At 45.1% G+C, this 19642-nt stretch carries 13 protein-coding genes; 1 reads left to right on the top strand and 12 read right to left on the bottom strand.

The window, feature by feature from the left end; all coding sequences use genetic code 11:
- Positions 1–262: 262 nt before the first annotated feature.
- From G493_RS32255 to G493_RS29315, 5 genes are all read right to left on the bottom strand, one after another.
- Complete coding sequence (locus G493_RS32255) at positions 263–1903, bottom strand: ATP-binding protein (protein ID WP_051309308.1); 1641 nt, start codon at positions 1901–1903, stop codon at positions 263–265.
- Between the two features lie 324 nt (positions 1904–2227).
- Positions 2228–2818 (bottom strand): hypothetical protein, encoded by a 591-nt coding sequence (locus G493_RS0114165; RefSeq protein WP_028580928.1) that lies wholly within the window; start codon positions 2816–2818, stop codon positions 2228–2230.
- Between the two features lie 79 nt (positions 2819–2897).
- Positions 2898–4997: an EAL domain-containing protein gene (locus G493_RS0114160; RefSeq protein WP_028580927.1), complete on the bottom strand. Its 2100-nt coding sequence runs from the start codon at positions 4995–4997 to the stop codon at positions 2898–2900.
- A gap of 125 nt (positions 4998–5122) precedes the next feature.
- Positions 5123–7852 carry a PAS domain-containing hybrid sensor histidine kinase/response regulator gene (locus tag G493_RS32250; protein ID WP_051309307.1) on the bottom strand — a complete coding sequence of 910 codons (2730 nt, stop codon included), beginning with the start codon at positions 7850–7852 and terminating at the stop codon, positions 5123–5125.
- Positions 7853–8016: 164 nt separating this feature from the next.
- Positions 8017–9240: a response regulator gene (locus G493_RS29315; protein ID WP_084813589.1), complete on the bottom strand. Its 1224-nt coding sequence runs from the start codon at positions 9238–9240 to the stop codon at positions 8017–8019.
- 308 nt (positions 9241–9548) lie between these two features.
- Here G493_RS29315 and G493_RS35000 point away from each other — a divergent pair, with 308 nt between their 5' ends.
- A complete protein-coding gene (locus G493_RS35000; RefSeq protein ID WP_232363768.1) occupies positions 9549–9752 on the top strand; it encodes a hypothetical protein in 204 nt (67 codons plus the stop codon).
- Positions 9753–10628: 876 nt separating this feature from the next.
- On the opposite strand, the gene G493_RS0114130 is transcribed toward G493_RS35000, so the two are convergent.
- The 7 genes from G493_RS0114130 to G493_RS0114085 form a co-directional block, all read right to left on the bottom strand.
- On the bottom strand, positions 10629–11864 hold the full coding sequence (locus G493_RS0114130; RefSeq protein ID WP_028580925.1) for a hypothetical protein: 1236 nt from the start codon (positions 11862–11864) through the stop codon (positions 10629–10631).
- Between the two features lie 526 nt (positions 11865–12390).
- Positions 12391–13395, bottom strand: coding sequence for a type I glyceraldehyde-3-phosphate dehydrogenase (gap, locus tag G493_RS0114120; RefSeq protein WP_028580924.1), 1005 nt, complete (start codon positions 13393–13395; stop codon positions 12391–12393).
- A gap of 21 nt (positions 13396–13416) precedes the next feature.
- Positions 13417–14829, bottom strand: coding sequence for a pyruvate kinase (gene pyk, locus G493_RS0114115; protein WP_153306531.1), 1413 nt, complete (start codon positions 14827–14829; stop codon positions 13417–13419).
- A gap of 1145 nt (positions 14830–15974) precedes the next feature.
- A complete protein-coding gene (locus G493_RS0114105) occupies positions 15975–16175 on the bottom strand; it encodes a hypothetical protein (protein WP_028580922.1) in 201 nt (66 codons plus the stop codon).
- Between the two features lie 26 nt (positions 16176–16201).
- A complete protein-coding gene (locus G493_RS33850) occupies positions 16202–16369 on the bottom strand; it encodes a hypothetical protein (protein WP_167332849.1) in 168 nt (55 codons plus the stop codon).
- Positions 16370–16840: 471 nt separating this feature from the next.
- Positions 16841–17230, bottom strand: a complete 390-nt coding sequence (locus G493_RS0114095) for a hypothetical protein (RefSeq protein WP_028580921.1) — start codon at positions 17228–17230, stop codon at positions 16841–16843.
- 406 nt (positions 17231–17636) lie between these two features.
- On the bottom strand, positions 17637–19589 hold the full coding sequence (locus G493_RS0114085) for a molybdopterin-dependent oxidoreductase (protein WP_028580920.1): 1953 nt from the start codon (positions 19587–19589) through the stop codon (positions 17637–17639).
- Positions 19590–19642 lie beyond the last annotated feature (53 nt).

The following is a 19642-nucleotide window of genomic DNA, read 5'->3' as shown; positions in this document are numbered from 1 at the left end:
AGAAATACAGGCCAACAGTTGCCGGATTTTATCTATTGGGGATTGATACCCAAAAAGTGAACCGGAGTATTACTTGTATGTAATGCTCCGGTTTTTAGAAAAGTCTTGTCATGAAAAAAGTGACTAGCAGGACGGGGGTATAAAACTGAAAGGCAGTGTTCATACTCATATCCGTATTTGAACACGTTATTTGATACCAAAGTTACATTTCCTCAACCATACATCGTAAAAAAGACATCCCTTAGAAGGTGCTTTTTTAAACTCAATCAAGACGATCCCCCTTTGCAGGCAGGCACTCCATAGGCAGATCAATGGTGAATGTTGTTCCCACTCCTTCTTCTGAATCAAAACGGATTTTCCCCAGGTGTTTGTCCACAATAACTCTATAGGCAATAGCCAGTCCCTGACCAGTCCCTTTGCCTCGCTCTTTGGTAGTAAAAAATGGGTCAAAAACCTTGTCCCGAATATGCTCTGGAATACCACTACCCGTATCGCTTATCTGTACTTGAACTCCAAAAGCAGTTTTTTGTGTCCGTACAATTATCTTTCCCAAGCCACCCTGTTGATTGCCGGCAGCTTTTTCAATCGCATGGGCGGCATTCACGATGATATTAAGAAATACCCGTCCAAGATCACCTGGAAAGCACAATATAGCAGGAAGATCAGGAGAAAATTCTTTTTCCATTTTGGCATGATATTTCCATTCATTCCTGCAAACGGTGATTGTACTCTCCAGTATTTCATTAAGATCTGCTGAAGATCTCTCCTCTTCGCCTGGATGAGAAAAGTCTTTTATCGCCCTGACTATTTTGGTGACCTGATTCACGCCATGGAGACTGTCTTGAATTGTATTTGGGATTTCTTCCCACAATAATTCTAAATCGGCATCCTCTTTCACTTGCTCCAACTTATTGATGATCTCTTCCGGGATTTTTTCCGTTTTTGAAAACTCCGCCCAAGACTGCTCATAGGCATCAAGTACCATGGTTATGTCAGTAATGGCATCTTTGAGGAAATTGATATTATCGCTTATATACTGAATTGGAGTGTTTATTTCATGAGCAATTCCGGCAGCTAATTGCCCAACGGATTCAAGGTTTTGGGCTTGTCGCAGTTCTCGCTCCAGCAACATCCGTTCCGTCATATCATCGTAAAGGGCGATTGCCGCATACGGTTGTCCATTGCTATCAAGAATAGGCGTTGATACTATTCTGAAATCCTTAACCCCTTCAGCCGTTACCCTACGGCATGCCATTTCTTGCGTTTTCCCGGTTTTTAGAGCCAACTCAACGGGACATTCATCACACTTTTGTGGGCGTTCCGACTTGATAAGCTCTCGATAACACTTTGTTGTATCAGAGAGCGTAATACCGGGGAACCATTCCCGCATCTTCCTGTTGATCTCCAAAATAGTCAGATTTTTGTCGATCAAGACCAACCCGGCACTCAAATTATCCAGTATAGCCTGAAGTTTTCCCGTTCGTTGTTTGATGATTTCTTCCAGCTCGAACTCATAGGCTATTCTTTCCTTAGTGAGATCTGTTTGTTTCAAAGCATTTTTGACAGTTATTAGTAATGCATCCCGACTAAGGGGTTTAATAATATACCCTTCAACACCCAGTTCTACGATTTCATCTTCCATTTCAGGAGTTCCATGGCCGGTCATAACAACTATTCCCAGCGTGGGATAAAGGGATTTTGCATGACGAATAAGTTCAACACCCGAATCTCCAGGCATTCTCAAATCAGTGATAAGCAAATCATAATTTTTCTCTGCAAGAGCTTTTTTCGCAGATATGACATCAACGCACATCTCATATTTATGGCCGATGCTTTGTAAAAATCTGGCGCAGACGTTTCGTACGGCAACATCGTCATCGACAACAAGAATCATTTTTTGCATCTAATCTTTCTCCATGACGTATTATTGTGTTTCTCGCGTTTTTTCCTATCAGCCAAGCCCTCAATATCTGCAGTAATCAAATGTAAAACCGTTTATTCGCATATCTTTTATTATCATATCAAAAAATATGGGTCTTTGTAATAGTTACGGAGGAGGTAAGCCCTCCGTAACTGATCACGTACCCGTATGCCCGTTTTACGGTTTTGCTGATTGTGGCATTGAATGCTTCGAGTTTAGCCGAGGTAACTCGCTGCTTGATCCAGGCAAACAATTCACACCTATCGCTGTCGATGCCTTTTTGACGAATGATGTTAACATCAGTTCCTAAATGTCTGGATAATAGTGATCAAGACAAGGATCACAGATACCGTGTGAGGTATTTGGCAGTGGGCGTTCTACAAGTTCAGGAACCCAAAACCATGTCTTATCATTCTGAGGGTCACGTATTTTCCTGCAATTAGCGCATTGCGTTACGATTTTCTGATCATTCTCAAAGTGGCTGTAAAAATCTATCTCCCTCTCGGTATGCTGTTTATTGATGATGAGGTGATGGGTTATTATCAATCCGCTGGAGTCGAAGATGGGATATGCCGTTTGGTGAAAGACCCGGTAGGCTTGTGGTGATGAGCACTCATAATCGTGTACAAAGGGAATTTTTTCTCTCAGCGCTTTCATATAACCGTTGAGAATATATTTCCTTATGGGCTTAATGCCAACCTCGGACACTTGCGTTCCCAGGAGATAGTTTGAGAGAATATTTTCGCCGTCATTTTTCCGGGCGAAAATGATCCAGGCCTCATTAAAGGCCATAAGCCGTATGCTGCTATCAACAATGTAAATCACATCCTGGCTTTTGCTGAGGGCGTCCAAATTCACATGGGAGAGATGTTTTTCAAACGCAGGGTCCACATTCATACTGGTTCCTTTCCTTGTTTTCAGGTATTTGGGGAAACAATTTTTCCGTCCTCTTAATGAAAAATTCTCGAAAAGGTGATTATGGCAAAGTTTTCTTTATAGTCATTTTCTGACATGCTTTCCTAACAGCATTGTACAAGAGTTCTGTTTCGATGGGTTTGGTGAAGTATTTCCAGATCGCTCCCTGATTGATGGCTTCGATGATAATAGAGACATTTGATTGACCGGAAAGGATAATACGTGTGGTATCCGGATATAACTTTTTGATGGTCGTCAAGAGTTCAACTCCTGTCATACCAGGCATCAGATGATCGGATATAACAATTTGCACCTGATTCAATGCCAGTATTTCCAACGCCTGTTTGCCGTTGTAAGCAGAGAGCACCCTGTATTTGCCCCGCCGGAAGATTCTGCTGAGTACTTGTACTATTTGAGGCTCATCGTCGACAACAAGGATGGTAAAACGCTCCTGATCCGTTGAAGAACTTTCTAACATCCATCTCTCTTTTTTCTGCAGCAGAGATGCCATTTGGTCCACAGGAAGAGGTTTACTGAACAGGTAGCCCTGAAGAAAGTCACACCCCTGTCGACGGAGAAAATGCAGTTGTGCCTCAGTCTCGACGCCTTCCGCTATACTGTCCTTATCCAATTTTCCGGCCATGGCTATTGTTGCCGATACAATCGAGGCATTGACTGGATTGGTAACGACATCGGAGACAAAGGATTTATCTATCTTAATCTGATCAACTGGGAGTTGCGACAACCAGACAAGAGAAGAATTGCCCGTACCAAAATCATCAAGTGATACATAGACTCCAATCGATTTGAGTTTGAGGATATTTTTTTTTACCTTCATAGGGTCTTGTAATACAGCCCCTTCAGTAAGCTCCAGCTCCAGAAAATGCGGTTCAAGGCCAACTTCGCGCAAGAGGTTCTCGATATAGGGTGCCAGGTCACTTCGATGAAAGTGTTTCGCAGAGAGATTTACTGCCACCTTTATCCATGGAAGCCCTTGTTTCCTCCAGTCCTTTATTTGCAAAACAGCCTGTCGTAATACCCACTCTCCCACGGCTATGATGAGTTCGCTTTTCTCAGCAATGGGAATAAAGATATCAGGAGGAACCATTTCATTGTCATTTCTATGCCATCGCAATAACGCCTCAACACCTGCTATAACTCCGTTGACTGTGTTAATTTGCGGTTGGTAATACAGTTCAAACTGATTTCGCTCGATAGCATGCCTTAAATCGTTTGCCATGCCGCCTTCAATTTCCACACGGTCGTCAGCATGGGTAAAAACGTGATAACTGTCTCCTCCTTTAGATTTGGCAGTTCCTGCGGCTGAACGAGCGAAATCCAATACTTCTTGTGCGGTCAGGTTGCAATGGGAAAAACTTGCGATGCCTATGCTTGCCGTCACAAATATATACCGCTGTTGAAGTGTGAAGGGCTTATTCATTTTGCCGAGGAGTCGCTCGACCTTTGATTCTGCTTGGACACCATTGTTGCTGTCATTAAGTAGAATGGCAAAAATGTCTGCTCCGATTCGTGCAACGAAATCATCATGGCGAAAACAACTCTGCAAACGACGAGCTACTTCGACCAGAACCTCATCCGCGGCCTGAGATCCTAGGTTTTGATTGATCGAATAAAATCGGTCAATGTCAATACAATAGACTGTAATACCTGCTGGCAAGTGTTGCTTCTGCCTTTCCCGGATGGCATTGTTCGTATACTTCAGAAAAGCGGACTTGTTCAGCAGTCCTGTTAACGGGTCTACCTGAGAGAGTTCTTTTATGGCCTGCAGGCTGTTATGATGATATTCTTCTTCCTTTAGCGCCAGGAAAGCGACCACAGTGCCGTCATGATTTTTAACAGGAGATATGTGAACATGCTCCCAGTACATATCACCGTTTTTTCTTCTGTTGAACAGTTCTCCCTGCCATGATTCTCCAGAAAGAATAGTTGTCCACATATCACTGTAAACTGCTTGTGGCATTTCTCCTGACTGGAATATTCTAGCATTGCGGCCAATCAGGTCACTCCTGTTGTATCCACTGGTTTGACATTGTCTGTTGTTGATGTAAACTATGGTGCCTTGCAGATCAGTTATGACAATACCGCTGGAACTGTTATCAATGGAGTAACTGACTACTTTACTGATATCTTCAAAATTCATTGGCATTCCAGATGGTTTTCACCATCGAACCAGAGTGGAGCAATGCTGCGTAAATTCTTTGTTGTCGTGCCATGCCACAGATTGCAGGTTGTACATCTCTTTTGAGGGAAAAGCCCCTGTTCCAATCACGATCCATTCCTTTTACGAGTTGTCTCTTTCAGCTTTTTTCTATCAAGTAATTCTCGTACTATTCTTGCCAGATCAGATTGCACAATTGGCTTGATCAGGATTTCGTCTGCAAACAAGTCACTCGCTCTCTTCCCCGAGGTCTTTTTGCTGTAGCCAGTGCATATGATTATCGGTATGTCCGGACGCATTGAGGAAATCTCAGCTGCCAATTCGTCCCCGGTCATATTTGGCATGGTCATGTCGGTAAGTACAAGGTCTAACTCAGAGGAATTTGAGCGAAAAAACTCAAGGGCTTCAACACTGTTTGTTTTTGTCGTAACTGAATAGCCGAGACTCGTAAGTTGTTTGTTTAAAAATCGTGTGATCGATGCCTCGTCGTCCACCACCAGTATGCTCTCATGTCCTGTCGGCAGTTCATCTTTTTCATCTCCCACATCACTTGTATCCCCTTTAAAAACGGGAATGAGAATAGTAAAGGTAGATCCTTTCCCCACCTTGCTTTGCACCTTCACTATTCCGCCATAACTTTGTATTATTCCATACACTTGCGAGAGACCAAGACCTGTTCCCTCTCCAAGTCCCTTGGTGGTGAAGTATGGTTCAAATATCAGATTGACGTGTTCGCGGGCGATGCCAACACCGTCATCCGTAACCTGCAATTGAAGATAATCGCCGATCGGTAACTCGGAGTGAACGACATCTCCTTCATCTAAGACGATATCTTTAATGCTGAGCCGGAGACATCCCTTTTCATTCTTTATGGCTTGAACTGCATTCGTGCATAGATTCATGACAATCTGATGAATCTGTGTTGGACTGCCCAAAATCAGAGATTCGCTTTGAATATCAAGTGTAATTTCGATGGAGGTCGGTATCGATGATCGGAGAAATTTGATAACCTCTTTAATGATTGTGCTGACCTGAATAGGCTGCCGTTCGTCATCAGATTTACGGGCAAAGGCAAGTATTTGTTGAACAAGGTCCCTGCCACGAATACCTGCTGAATAAATCTCCTCCAAATCCGCCCTTAACATTTCCCCTGGAGCGGCCTCTCGCAAAGCCATTTCGCTAAAACCCAGGATGGCTGAAAGAATATTGTTGAAATCATGCGCTATTCCACCGGCGAGCGTACCTATCGCTTCCATTTTTTGAGACTGTATGAGTTGTCTCTGCAGCCGTTCGTTCTCCTTGGTTTGATTAACCTGTTCGGTAATATTACGCATTATACCAAGATTACCTATCCAAAGGCCGTTACTATCGTATAATTTGGCTCCGAATGTCTCACCCGGAAATTCCCTGCCATTACGGGTTTTATAGCATGTCCTGTAAAACGTGCCTGTTCTGGATGATTTCTGATTGAAAACGGTGGCGCCGGCTTTTTGGAAATGTTCGGAATCTGCATAGAGTATTTTGGTCGATTCTCCTATTATCTCATCCGGAGAATATCCAAATATTGTTTCCATGCTTCTGTTGCTCAGGACAATCACCCGGTTGGTGTCGGTAATGACCACTCCGTCGGGTATGGTGTTGAACATGGTCTCGAAAAGTTTTTTCTGCTGCGCCAGTTTCTGCTCGGCGAGTTTTCGTTCAGTTGTTACCTCGGTGTAGGTGATCATACCACCTATGTGTCCATCAATTGTATACCAGGGCCGACATTCCCAGCGGTTAAAGGTGATAGAGCCATCAACTCTCTTAAAAGAGTCGTCCAGGTTGGTCTCAACATGACCTTGCAAGACTCTCCTGTGGATTTTTCTCCATCTTTCAGGTATCTCCGGAAAGACTTCGTAATGATGCTTGCCAACAACATTGGTTTCTTTGACATTGTAATCATCCAGGTAGCGATCACTGACCGCAATATACTTGAGCTCATTGTCATAGACAGCCAACGCATTGGGGTCGTGCTTGATGATATATCGCAGAATCTCTGCATTTTGCCGTATCTCTTTCTCTGCCCTTTTATTTTCAGTAATATCCAGCCCGATAAGTGATATGAGCAATAGCCCGCCCTTGTCATCAAAAACCGGGGAGAATAGTCTCAGGCCCGTGCATATCTGCCTCTTTTTATCCAGAAAGCTAACCTCGTCTCTCACTTTCTCGCCGTTTTGCACTTTGTGTACGGCTAGCCTGGTTTGTTCTTCCAGAGTTGCGGATGTATCCCAGAATTTGGCCTTCCATATCGGCAAACCGATTGTATTTTCAGCAAGGTCGCCGCAGACCTCGAAACAGAGGTTATTCATCTTTACCACTGTCCCTTCGGGATCGAGCACAAGAGCAAACAGCAAGGATTGATTAAAAAAGGCATTGAGTTCATATTCTCGTTGCCGCAAAACTTCCTGTGCTGCCCTGGCTTCGGTCAAATCTCTCATCGATACCCGAATAACCGGTTCATTTTCCCAGACAGTTTCTCTCGTCCACAACTCCACAGGGATCATCTGCCCTTGAGCCCCGACCATATCCACTTCGATTTTGCCGGGACCTGTGGTTGGAAGTTCGAGTTTTTTTCCAAAAAGAGAGCCTGCTTTGCGGCCAAGGATTTTTTCTGCTGCCGGATTGGCAAGGAGAACTGTACCGGAATGATTGATAACCAGAAGGCCATCTCCGCTGTCTCGAATGATGGTAGCGAGGTTTTCTGCTTCTGAATTTTGTAATATGGCTATTTCTGTACGCAGGGATTCAAGTTCTTCAATCAGTTCTTGTTTTGACTTGCTGCTGTCATCATTTTTCATAGATTGTTGGCGCGTTTTGTTACCAGCATTGGTGAGGATATATGATACTTATGATATCACAATGCCGGGATATAACAAAAGGAGCGTTAAAAAGGTTGGTCCCAGCGAGTGTATAGCCATAGATGGGGATTTTTGCTCAAGTTTAGGTAAACATAGACGCCTTGCTATTTACCTCCATTCTTGCTTTGCAGCATATATTCCCTGCCTGAAGCAATCAGAGATTCCACATCATACTCCAAACCAAGTTCTTTGATATACGCCTCATTGAGCTGGGGTACATCGCCAACGGCTTCTTCCGGAAAGGCAAGGTAATAACAGTAATTTGCCAAATGGACCACCAGAGCAACGCTGAGAGAATCTCCCGGATAATTGCCGATGCTGTCATGAAAAGCTACCGCCTCAAGCAAATCAGCATTAAACCCCCATAACCCAAGGAGATACGCGCCAATATCTCCATGTGTGCTCTGAAAGGCTGCCTGTTCCGCATCAATCAGCGGAATGACATTCTCTTTTGCGTTTTCAACAACAGATCCATACTCGGTGTTGAACTTGGCAATAAAAATAAGCTTCCCAATATCGTGGAGAAAACCACCTATGAAGCTGTAGTTTATAAAGCTGAGATCGTCGGTCATTTGCACGGCAATCTTTTTACTGCAGTTCGCGACCATCATGCTATGATCCCAAAGTGAACCGATAGGAATCGGTTGAACCGCAGTCTTGAATTCGTTGAAGATTTGAACTCCCAGCACCAGTGTCTTAACGGTCTCCAGGCCCAGGAGCTTTACCGCTCGTGAAGGAGTGTCGACCTTCTGGTACAAGCCGAAGAAGGATGAGTTAACCAATTGCAGGAGTTTGGCAACCATGGCCATATCCTTTTCGAGGATTACAGCAACATCATCCGCCGTCGAATCAGGATTGTTAAGGGTTTTCTGGAGTTCACTGTAGATGGTTGGCAGGCTCGGTAAGGAATCAATGCTTGAGATGACATCTTTCAACTCGTCGTTGGTAAGCTGTTGGTGGAGCGCTCGTGCACGTAGCAAGACCTCCTTTAACCTTTCCGGCTCACATGGTTTGGAAAGAAATTGATGGGCAACTCCGACGGTTCTGACAATGGCACTGTCATCTGCCTGCCCCGACAAGACTATCCTCACAGCATGGGGATAACTCTGCTGAACCTCATAGAGGAACTGAGCACCATCTATCCCCGGCATGTGCATATCAGAAATGACAATGTCGATATCATCATGTTCTTTCAATAAATCCAGCCCATCTTTGCCATTATCGGCAAAATAAGCGGAAAATTCCTTTTTCATGCTATAGAGCCCTCTCTTAAGCCCTGAGAGAATGTTCGGCTCATCGTCAACGAAAAGTACGATTGTCTTAGGCATATTGTAAATATCCGCTGTTAAATGGTCTTTTATCTATCCAAAATTTCCATTTGGATGACAATATAAGGGCTGCGGAGAAAAAGACTCATCCAATTTGTTCTTGGAGAGTGATCTTAGGGTCGCGGAAAATACTACATATCCAAAAATTGAGCAGGATATCGGTTTGGCAACGTCATCGCTTCAATGGTTCCACACAGGCCGTATTGAGTCATTAACGCGACAACGTTACCAAGTTGAGAGACAAACAAGATTGGATACTGTATTTTTTCCGTGCCCCTTAAGTAGGGAAGCGACCAGAGGGAGACTCCGTGAAAAGATACCATCAACCCCGGCTCGTCGAATTCCTACACTCCACGGCAGAGAAACTCCACCGCCAGCGACGTCTTCCCGCAACCGGGACCACCCCTGAGCGTCGTTGGCTGTCCAGAAGGAATTCCTCCATTACGAATATCGTCAAGTCCGCTGATTCCATGCTTTCTCAAGACTCTTCAAACTGCTTCCTCCATGTGTGAAATATCTCAAATAATTCTCTAAAAAAGAAGTATTTGTCGGAAGCACGTCACTGGTGTGCAAGTTTTTTTACCAGCTGTTTTCTTTTATTCCATATTCACTATTATACGTCGTCAGACTATGTTAGACAAATCATGGGTGGGAAAAAATATCATGTTGAGGGTTTATTTTAGTCTCCCCAAATGTCAAATTTGCATTGTATTTTTGCTACTCGAGAAAGAATTACCTGATGCGGGTTACTGCGGAATCGTTTGCTGACCATTTTGATCCATTTTTTAACAGCGCCTGTCCAGAAATGGCATTCTTTTCAAAGAAGGCAATAAATAAAATGTTAAAAAGAATGCACAAACAGTTGGATAAAACAAAAAAAACTCTACAATGAACTGATGCTTACGGCAAGAGTATTCAATGCAAAATTGAGGCTTTATACATCACAAGAAGATCAAGCTTATTGTTCGAAGACAATTGGAAAAGCACTATCTGAATTGGAAGGTCTGAACAGAAAGAGCAAACAGATAATTGCGGCAAAGATTCTCAGCGAAGTTGTGGCTGAATATGATTTCATTCAGGCGATTGCTTTTGAATGCATAGCCTAGACAGTGATGTAGGCAAAATCAGATCCCGATCATGCCCGAAGAAGAACGACAAGGTGCTATTTCCTGCCATCCTTACTATACATAATATATATAAGCGAGTTATCCTTACCCATGTTCATAATCTCTCCATGTAACGGGTTACAGAGCGCCTGATTTTTCCGCAATCTTCCTGACGTACGTATGACCAAATACGCTGCGCAAACCTGCTTACAAAAATCTCGGGCACTCTGTAACCATCCACAAATACAAGCTGCATTACGAACATTGACAGGGAAGGTATGCTTAGAAGCTATAGATCAAGCGAGACCTGAGATCTGTAGCATCTTTTTCTCCATCCTCATAATCCAGGATTGAAAAATCGACTGCCACACTAAGGTTTTCAAGCATTCCTTCAAACTTGTAGAGCAGGTTTAAGGTCCATTCGTCCAGGTCGGCATTATCGGCAGGATTATCAAAAGAGGTAAAACGCAGCTTGCCGCTGAACCCGGCATAGGTATATCCTGTTCCCACCTGCCATGCGTCTGTATCTGCCTCAAAGGCACCTGCTCCAGCTGTCTTGGTGGTTGTGGTATAGTTGTAATATGCTCCCTGGCCCAGGCCGCGGAAGACCCGTTCATCCCCTTCATCTCCACCTGCTGCAGTGAAGCCGGCAAAGACATCCACCCCCAGATAGGTGGCCCCGATGTTAAAACCAATCAGATCGTTACTTTCTTTTGAAGAATCGTCCCAATCGGAATAATAGTACTGGGCTGCCACAAATGGTTTCAAAGCCATATCGAAGGTGTATTTGGCATCTGCATAAAAGCCCTGGACTTCATCAACGACGTTGCCATATTGACCCTGAATATCAAGCCCTTTAACGGATGAGTTTTTCAGGTAGAGTATCCACATGCCGTTGTCGCCGACATCGTAAAAATCACCAGGATCACCTGTGCCATTGGTGTCATATTCAACAAAATAGTTGTCAGCATAACTGGAACGATCAGTCCTGGTCTGGTATTTATTGACCCATCCAAGCGTCACTTCAGTATCAGGAATATCTGTATTGCTTAAGGAATACATCTCAAAAGATTCTTTGATTAATCGTGACCCGGAATTGGCAACAAGTGGCGATACATAGTGTTGCCGCCCACCCTTAAAGCGGGTGTTGTACAACTCGTACTGAAGATAGGCCTCTGAAAGTACAGCACCTTCGGCATCCATGCTCCCTGCCGTTACACCATCCTCGTCATCGATATGACCGACAAATGCAGCCTGAAATTCTGCACCGAGCTGCACGCCGTAAAAGGATGCTGTATTGTATCGCAGGTCGCCGCCGTTTACCCAGATTTCGCTATCATTTTTGCCTGCTCCGTCAAAGCTCTGGGTATAGTAATAGGACTTGAGAGAGCCGCCGACATCACCCTGCGCAAACCAATCCTTGAGACTGGTTGCATTCTCCTGGGCAAAGGCAGATTCTCCAGCAACACTGATACCAAGAAGGAGTGATAACCCTGCAATACTTAATTTTTTCTTCATGCTTTCTCCTTACATATTTGCATTGACAGCCTGCCTGGACAGACTGTGTGGAAAACTTTTGCTTCTGGAAATGGAATACTGCATCTACAGAAACAATAACCTTTCAGGCAAAGTATATATTTACGTGCCGATATGATACAGAGAGCAGCTGCCATGGGACAGCCTTAAAAAGACTCATGGTAGAAGATATCTCATAGTTTCAGGATTTCACAGCGTTTTTTATAGAGAATCAGGTTCCAGTGCCCCTGACATTCTCTCTGGGACGATAGCCCACGCCCAAGTGGACTCATATTTGGTTTTAGGGTCGCGGAAAATACTAAATATCCAAAGATTACGCAGGATATCGGTTTGGTAACGTCGTAGCGTCAATGGCTCAATACGACCAGTATGGAAAGCTTGACAAATTCCCATTTTTGTACATGGGCATAGGGCGCCTGAGGGTCTCGCAGGCAGACGGATGCAGCGTATTTGGCACACGTAATCCAGGCTGATCGAGGTAAGATCAGGCGCGCTGTGAGCAGTTACCTTAAATGACTTTCTGGCTGTCCATATACATAATCAGATCGAGCATACGATTGGAATAGCCCCACTCGTTGTCATACCAACTCATGACTTTTACGGTCTTGCCAATGACTTTTGTTGATTGCGCGTCAATAATGGAAGAGTGGTTGTTTCCCTTGAAATCGATGGAGACGAGTGGAAGGTCTTCGTATCCCAGATAGCGGTTGGCTGCTTCTTTCAACGCCTGATTGACTTCTTCGACCGTTGTCTCCTGTTCGACCTCGATGACTGCATCAACCAGGGATACATTCGGGGTGGGAACACGTACTGCCAACCCGTCGAATTTCCCTTTAAGCTCGGGAATAACCAGGGCCACAGCGGCAGCCGCACCAGTTTTAGTCGGGATCATAGACAGCCCTGCTGATCTCGCCCGGCGCTGGTCTGAGTGGGGGGCATCAAGCAGACGCTGATCACCGGTATAGGCGTGAACTGTGGTCATCAATCCTGACTTGATGCCGAACTTATCGAGGATAACTTTGGCAAGCGGCGCCAGACAGTTTGTTGTGCACGATGCATTTGAAACCACATGGTGCTCAGTAGGCACATATTCCTGCTCATTGACACCCATGACAAAAGTTTTTACTCCTGCTTTGGCTGGCGCTGAAATAACGACCTTTCTGGCACCACCGTCAAGATGCGCCTGCGCTGATTCATGATCTCTGAACAAGCCGGTACATTCCGCTACATACTCGACGCCAAGGGTGTTCCATGGTATTTCCGCCGGGTTCCGGTGGTTGGTTACAGCAATTCTGCGACCATCGACAACAATTGCGTCGGTCTCAGCAGTTACTTCAGCTCCGAGGGTGCCCATTACAGAATCGTATTTCAGCAAATGCGCCAGCGTCTTGGTGTCAGTCAGATCGTTAATTGCTACAATCTCAACATCTTTAAAGGTTTCATCCTGCAGCCATGCTCTGAAAATACTTCTACCGATACGGCCAAAGCCGTTGATACCTATTGTAATAGCCATTATGTGCTCCTTGTATTGTTATTACTTCTGAAGATCAATCAGTTCGATTCGGGTATTCCTGTCCGGATATTTTCCTGACGGCCCCTCTGTTAGAACGGCCCAGTTACCCTGCAGGCCGTGTTGTTCAAGTTTCTGTTGAATCCAGCTGCGCCAGTGGGTCGGGTGATCTGATTCATAGACAGGAATCACCCCATAGGAAAAGACGAGATCCCGGCAGGTTTTCAACTGAGAACTTACTCCCAGTGTCCAGACCGGTAGACGATAGCGAGTAATATTTCTGGCCGTTAATCCGCTCCTGGTTGGAACAATGACAGCAGCGGGTTGAAGACCTTTCACCGATGTTTCAACACTGGAAGCAATGATTTCAGATGGTTGTGTGCTCACACCATCACTGGCCAAGAAACTGGGGCGGCAGGCACGAATCTTTTCCGCTTCAACGGCAATGGAAGACAAGGTTGCAACCGCAGCAGCAGGGTGTTTCCCGACGGCAGACTCCCCGGATAACATGACGCAGTCGGTACCGTCGAGGATGGCGTTGGCAACGTCTGTGGCTTCGGCGCGGGTCGGGATGATATTGGTGATCATCGACTCAAGCATATGCGTTGCCGTGATTACCGGCTTGCCTGCTTTCTGCGCTTTACGGACAATCTCCTTCTGCACTCCTGGAATTTGGCATATGGGGATCTCTACTCCAAGGTCGCCCCTCGCAACCATGATGCCGTCTGCTACATCGAGAATCGAATCCAGGTTGCTGATTGCCTGGGAGCGTTCAATTTTTGCAATGAGGAAAGGGTCATACCCCCGAGCAGCTGCAAACTCACGAAGTCCCATAATGTCGGCGCCAGTTTCGACAAAAGAAAGACTGATCGCATCAACCCCGTTCTCCAGGGCAAAGGCTGTGATCTCCTTGTCTTTGTCGGTGAAGACATCAATACCCAGATCCACATCCGGCACATTGAGTCCCTTCCGTGACCTGAGGCAGCCGCCAACATCCACCCGACAATGAATATCTCTGGCAACTACCTCTTCAATTTCCAGCTGTATAAATCCATCATTAAGAAAAATCTGCTTCCCTGCCTGAACAGACTCATGGAGCCTGGGCAGGTTCACAGATATTCTCTCGCAGCTGCCAAGCATCGGTTCCGTTGTCAGGGTAAGTTTCTGATCTTTAACAAGGATAATTTCTTCTTCTGCAAGGTCGCCTATGCGGATTTTAGGCCCCGGCAGATCAGCCATGATCGCAACGGGCCTGCCCAGTCTTTCTGCAACCTGGCGGATTGTTTGGATATCCTGCCGGTGTTGTTCGAACTCGCCGTGGGAAAAGTTGAGTCTGGCAATATTCATTCCGGCAGCCATAAGTTCTCCAAGCGATTCAACAGACCGTGAGGCTGGGCCGATAGTGCAGACAATTTTGGTTTTATTTCTTGCCATCATATTACAAACTCTTTGCCTAGGATCGCGGAAAATACTACATATCCAAAAATTGCCTAGGATATCGGTTTGGTAACGTCGTAGCGTCAATGGTTCCATACTGGACGTATTGAGCCATTGACGCGGCAACGTTACCGAGTTGAGAGACAAGCAAGATTGGATAATTTATTTTTTCCGTGGCCCTTAGTATGATTTATGAAAAAGTGCGTTCTCCTGCGAGGGTCAGTTAACTGCTACAATCTGATATTTAGCAGGTATCCTGTATATCTGTTCTCAAATGGCTCTATTACGTGCCGGCCAGCCAATAAACCAACCTTTACATATTTGCGTTTAAAAAACAATATATATTTTCGTTTTAAAATTATAATGAAACTAATCGCATGCAAAAGCAAAGAACTCAAGAAAGAGACCAGCCTGAAGCAGTTTCGCCACCACCCCATATAAATAATTACATATACATATTTTTTTATTAAACCTACCATATATACCTGTACAATACTGTTGAACTCCCCCCCAAATACTCCACGGCGACGTCTTAACATTTCAGCATGTTACCACCTGTAATTATGTGATTAAATGCAAGAAGTGAGTATTTCACAAATTAGCGAAGATAATGCCAATTGATATGAAACACTTTCCGTAATTTAAAAGCGCGTTGGCCACCTGCTCGACCCCAAAATAGCCAATCCCCTTCTGTTTTTCAGATTAATCGTAACCTGTTAAGGAAGCCCCTGTCAGTTTCAATTAAATCAAAGACGGTGACGTCAGGGCTTGTAACGTAGAGTTTTTTTTGTGCAGATTATCAAAAACTGTGATGAAAGGAATACGTTGAGAATTGAAACAACTTCTGCGATAAAGTTCTCCGTACAGCAAACAATTTTACCGCCTCCTGACAGCTTTATAGAAATATCCTTTCGTATGTTTCGAATTAAAAAACAAATGCTATTTATTCAATATCCCAAACACGCCAGGTTCCTCAACCGTTCTCTATTCATCATGAGTCACAGGGGAATGGTTGGGTTTTAGGGTCACGGTAGCCGGAAAACCCGTAAGCAATTACAATGGCAAAAATAAAAGGTGTCAGCTGAACTGTTACCTCTCCGCATAAAAAAGCCCTGGCAAAGGCTGCCAGGGCTTTACTGAAGAGGTTACCACCTCTCTGTGCCAACAATCTGATTAACATCCATACAGGTTGCTTTTTCCTCTTGGCTGAGTTCATTAAAGTTTTTCACCTGTCCTCTTCCCGGATTCACAGAACAGGAAAACTCTTTACCAGCCTCGTCGCGAACCCACACCAGAGACTCGTAACCAACACTATTCAGGTCTGTATTTCTTTCACTATGTGCCATGGTATTCTCCATTTATTATATCGCTGTTACCAACGCTCGGTTCCGATCAACTGATTAACATTCATGCATTGTTTACGCTCTTCCTCGTTCAGATCATCGCGGTCACTGATATCGCCTTTCAATACATCAATGGGGCATACATATTCATTACCGTCTTTATCTTTAATCCAGGCAAGTGATTCATATCCGTACATGGTAACCTCCATGGGTGTTTGTTTTGTGTTTTGCGTTCTTCCTTTATGACTGAGACAGTAAGCATCTCAAAGAGGTAAACAACGGGGATAAAAAACGAGTTAAATGATAGTTAAAACTATCACTAACTAGGGACAAGTGTATACTATTTAGCTGGATTTATGAGGTGCCAATCAAAAAAGAGGCAGATCAATCATTCCTGTGGTGCGTGTAAGGCACCCTACCAGGTGCGGTGTTAGAGAATTGCCATATGGGCGGGAAATTGCTGGGCTGAACCGGCATGTTTGTATACGTAGAAGATGAAAAGGTGCATCATACGCACCGCACAGAGCCTAGTAATTTTGAGTGGCAAAAAGAGGAATAAGGGTGATGCCAGCAATATCAAGGTCCATTGCACCTGCACACAAGCTGGCTAACGAATATAGACTACAGCTCATCGGCCAACTTGTGTGTTTACGAAGCACCGGCAATAACTATTTAAACCATTTGAGCAGCCTCAGGGCCTCGACCAGTTCCTTATGCATGACCAAAAAATACGACTCATCTTCTTTGCGATAGGGATTACCACTGCCAATGGCACTACAGCAAAGAGGTTCTCCTGGCCGGGAAACGCTTTCAAGAAAGTCCATATTTAACTTCTCACCCAGCAACCTGCCCAAATCCTCATAGGCATCCAAAGCAACCTGATAGCCGTTAGCCCCTATCAATTCTGCAAACTGGCCAAAGGTTATTGAGTGATTAAATATCCTGTAATGAGCTTCCAACATTTTTCTTTGGTCATCGCTCAACTGTTTTTTTACGGACTTCAGTGCCTTGACATACTCTTTTGCCGAAGGCACAAAAAAATCATAACTCACGTTCATTATTTTTCCCCTTCCATATCTCCATTTCCGGCAGGAACGGCCATATCGTCATTTCTGCCACTAACCCAGATTTCCGATAATAAACCTGACAGCAAGGACGTCAAGAAGGATTTCCCCCCGATTTCTCATGTTTTTTTGAACAAAAAAATAACATATTGAAATAACTATATTTACCTGACGCGATTGAAAAGCGATGTGTTTTTCTGGAATATTCAATACAGTCACCCTGCAGGGCGAGCAAATTGCAAAATATTTGTTGTATTACCCGATAGTTGCAGGTAAGCGCAGACTCCGATAGTTCACCACGGCTGCATATCCGGTGCCTCCCCTCTACTGCAACCTTTACTCGTGAGAAAATCCGGATTAAGGCCAAACGCTCACAAAAAAGCTCAAAATGTATTTCCTTTTACCTGCAGGGAGAGAGCTTCACCTTTGTCTGATAATAAGGGGTTCCATCTCCCACCGTGCTTGCCATATCAACAGTCAACCGATTCAAACCATGCCCTGCCTTGATCCAACCGCCACGTTCGCTTAACAGGCAATCCCTGCGCATGGCGTGATCGGTTCGCAACAGAGCTTTGACGGCACCACCGGTCCGGCTTGTAACCATCACAGGTTTCCCTTCCACAAGGCCAAGCTGGTCAGCTTCATCAGGATGCAATACCACTTCTGGCAGAGGACTATGATCAGATAACGTGCGCTCGGAACAGATATGATTATGACCAGCCACCGTGAGCAGCGTATAGGGAAATTCATGATCTGTATCAGCTAATTTTTCAGGATCAAAGGCGGTCATGAATTCAAATTTTCCAGAGGCAGTGGGAAAACATTTATCCTGATACGGTGCCATGGGCTCAGGAATTCGAAATGGCGCGGTACGCAGTTCTTCCATTGTACAGCCCCACGCCCTTATGGGCGAACAGATGTCGTAGAGCCATTCTTCCTCACTCCGACAAAATTGCTCAGCAAATGGGAAACGCGTGGCAAGGGCACTGAACATCTGATAATCGGTCTTACACTCACCAACCGGCTCTATGGCCTTATTTACAGGTCCCACATAATTGTGACCATAACTGGCCATAACATCATTTTCTTCAAGAAAGGTGGTTGCCGGTAAAAATATGTCTGCCATATCTGCAGTGTCATTAAGAAAATGCCCGCTACACACGACACATTCCATACCTTGAAGCGCCTTGATAACCTTGGCTGAATTGGGCGCCATGCACACAGGATTGGCAGCAGTAATGAAAACCATGCGTATCTTTGGGTGTTCCACCTGCAGCAGTTCCTGGCCTATCACCGGCATAAGCAGGGTTCTTCTTGGAGGATTCAAATGATTTCCCCAGTAATCCTGATTATACGGGCCATATTCTTCGAACCCCTGGCTGACCCCTCCCCCCGGCACGCCGATGATGCCGGCAATTGCACCCAAGGCATCGATGGCGCGAATAGTGTAATGGGCATCCTTATGTCGATGCAGTCCCCAGCCGAGCAGAATAGAAGCAGGCGCGCAGGTAATCAGGGTTTCAGCCAGATAAGAGGCATCGTCTGGAGTTACATCGGCAAGTGCACATAGCTCTTCTACAGTGTATCCGTCCAGGAAGTCCTGATACGCAGGAAAGCCTTGGCTAAACTTCGTAAGGAAATCAGTATCAGCCTGCCCGCGTTCCAGAATAATCCTGGCTGCTGCCATGGCCAGATAGACATCCATTCCCGGCGCAGGAGCGATAAACCTGTCCGCCAGGGAAGCTGTCCGGTTTTTATACGGATCAATAACGATAATCCGTCCCCCTCTTTTTCGAATATCCTTGATAATCGGCACCAGACTGATGTTGGTGGTTACAGGATTTCTAGCCCAGAGAATCATGGCCTTGGAGTTATAATGGTCAAGAGGATCATGGGAAATACGATGTCCCAAATCCAGATTTTGTGAAGCCTGCCCGGTACCCCCGCACAAGGAACCACGGAGCGTAGTCACTCCACCAAAGAGATTAAAGAAATATGTGTTAAGAAGCTTGAGTGCTGTTCGCTCACCATATCCCTGGTAATACAGTATGGCTTCAGGCCCATCCTGCTCGTGAATCAGCTTCATCTTGTCGGCTATGATATCAAGGGCTGTATCCCAACTGACTGGCTGCCACCCCTTACCATCTCGAACCATAGGAGAAGTAATTCGTTCTTCACTGTAGACACGCTCAATATATTTTGCCGTTTTGTGACACGCGGCACCACGGGTTAACGGGTGTTCAGCCGACCCGACCAACCTGACCAGCCGACCCTGCTCCACCGTGGCAACCAGGCCGCAAGTATTAGGACAATCCCTGGTACAGGTTGTCACGATGTTTTGAATTTCTTCCACAGTCTCTCTCCTTCTGGCCCAGGATTTTTCTCATGTATATTGTGTTGCTGCCG

This window comes from Desulfogranum japonicum DSM 18378 (assembly GCF_000429945.1).
In the GTDB taxonomy this organism is placed as follows: Bacteria; Desulfobacterota; Desulfobulbia; order Desulfobulbales; family Desulfobulbaceae; genus Desulfogranum; species Desulfogranum japonicum.
Note: the sequence above shows the minus strand (reverse complement) of the source record. Positions and strands in the feature narration are given on the sequence as shown.

Excerpts from the sequence above, each read along its gene's own strand:
- G493_RS0114095 (WP_028580921.1), bottom strand. The coding sequence starts at position 17,230 with ATGAACGTGAGTTATGATTTTTTTGTGCCTTCGGCAAAAGAGTATGTC.
- G493_RS0114160 (WP_028580927.1), bottom strand. The coding sequence starts at position 4,997 with ATGAATTTTGAAGATATCAGTAAAGTAGTCAGTTACTCCATTGATAAC.
- gap (WP_028580924.1), bottom strand. The coding sequence starts at position 13,395 with ATGGCTATTACAATAGGTATCAACGGCTTTGGCCGTATCGGTAGAAGT.
- G493_RS0114130 (WP_028580925.1), bottom strand. The coding sequence starts at position 11,864 with ATGAAGAAAAAATTAAGTATTGCAGGGTTATCACTCCTTCTTGGTATC.
- pyk (WP_153306531.1), bottom strand. The coding sequence starts at position 14,829 with ATGATGGCAAGAAATAAAACCAAAATTGTCTGCACTATCGGCCCAGCC.
- G493_RS32255 (WP_051309308.1), bottom strand. The coding sequence starts at position 1,903 with ATGCAAAAAATGATTCTTGTTGTCGATGACGATGTTGCCGTACGAAAC.
- G493_RS32250 (WP_051309307.1), bottom strand. The coding sequence starts at position 7,852 with ATGAAAAATGATGACAGCAGCAAGTCAAAACAAGAACTGATTGAAGAA.
- G493_RS33850 (WP_167332849.1), bottom strand. The coding sequence starts at position 16,369 with ATGTACGGATATGAATCACTTGCCTGGATTAAAGATAAAGACGGTAAT.
- G493_RS0114105 (WP_028580922.1), bottom strand. The coding sequence starts at position 16,175 with ATGGCACATAGTGAAAGAAATACAGACCTGAATAGTGTTGGTTACGAG.
- G493_RS0114165 (WP_028580928.1), bottom strand. The coding sequence starts at position 2,818 with ATGAATGTGGACCCTGCGTTTGAAAAACATCTCTCCCATGTGAATTTG.
- G493_RS29315 (WP_084813589.1), bottom strand. The coding sequence starts at position 9,240 with ATGCCTAAGACAATCGTACTTTTCGTTGACGATGAGCCGAACATTCTC.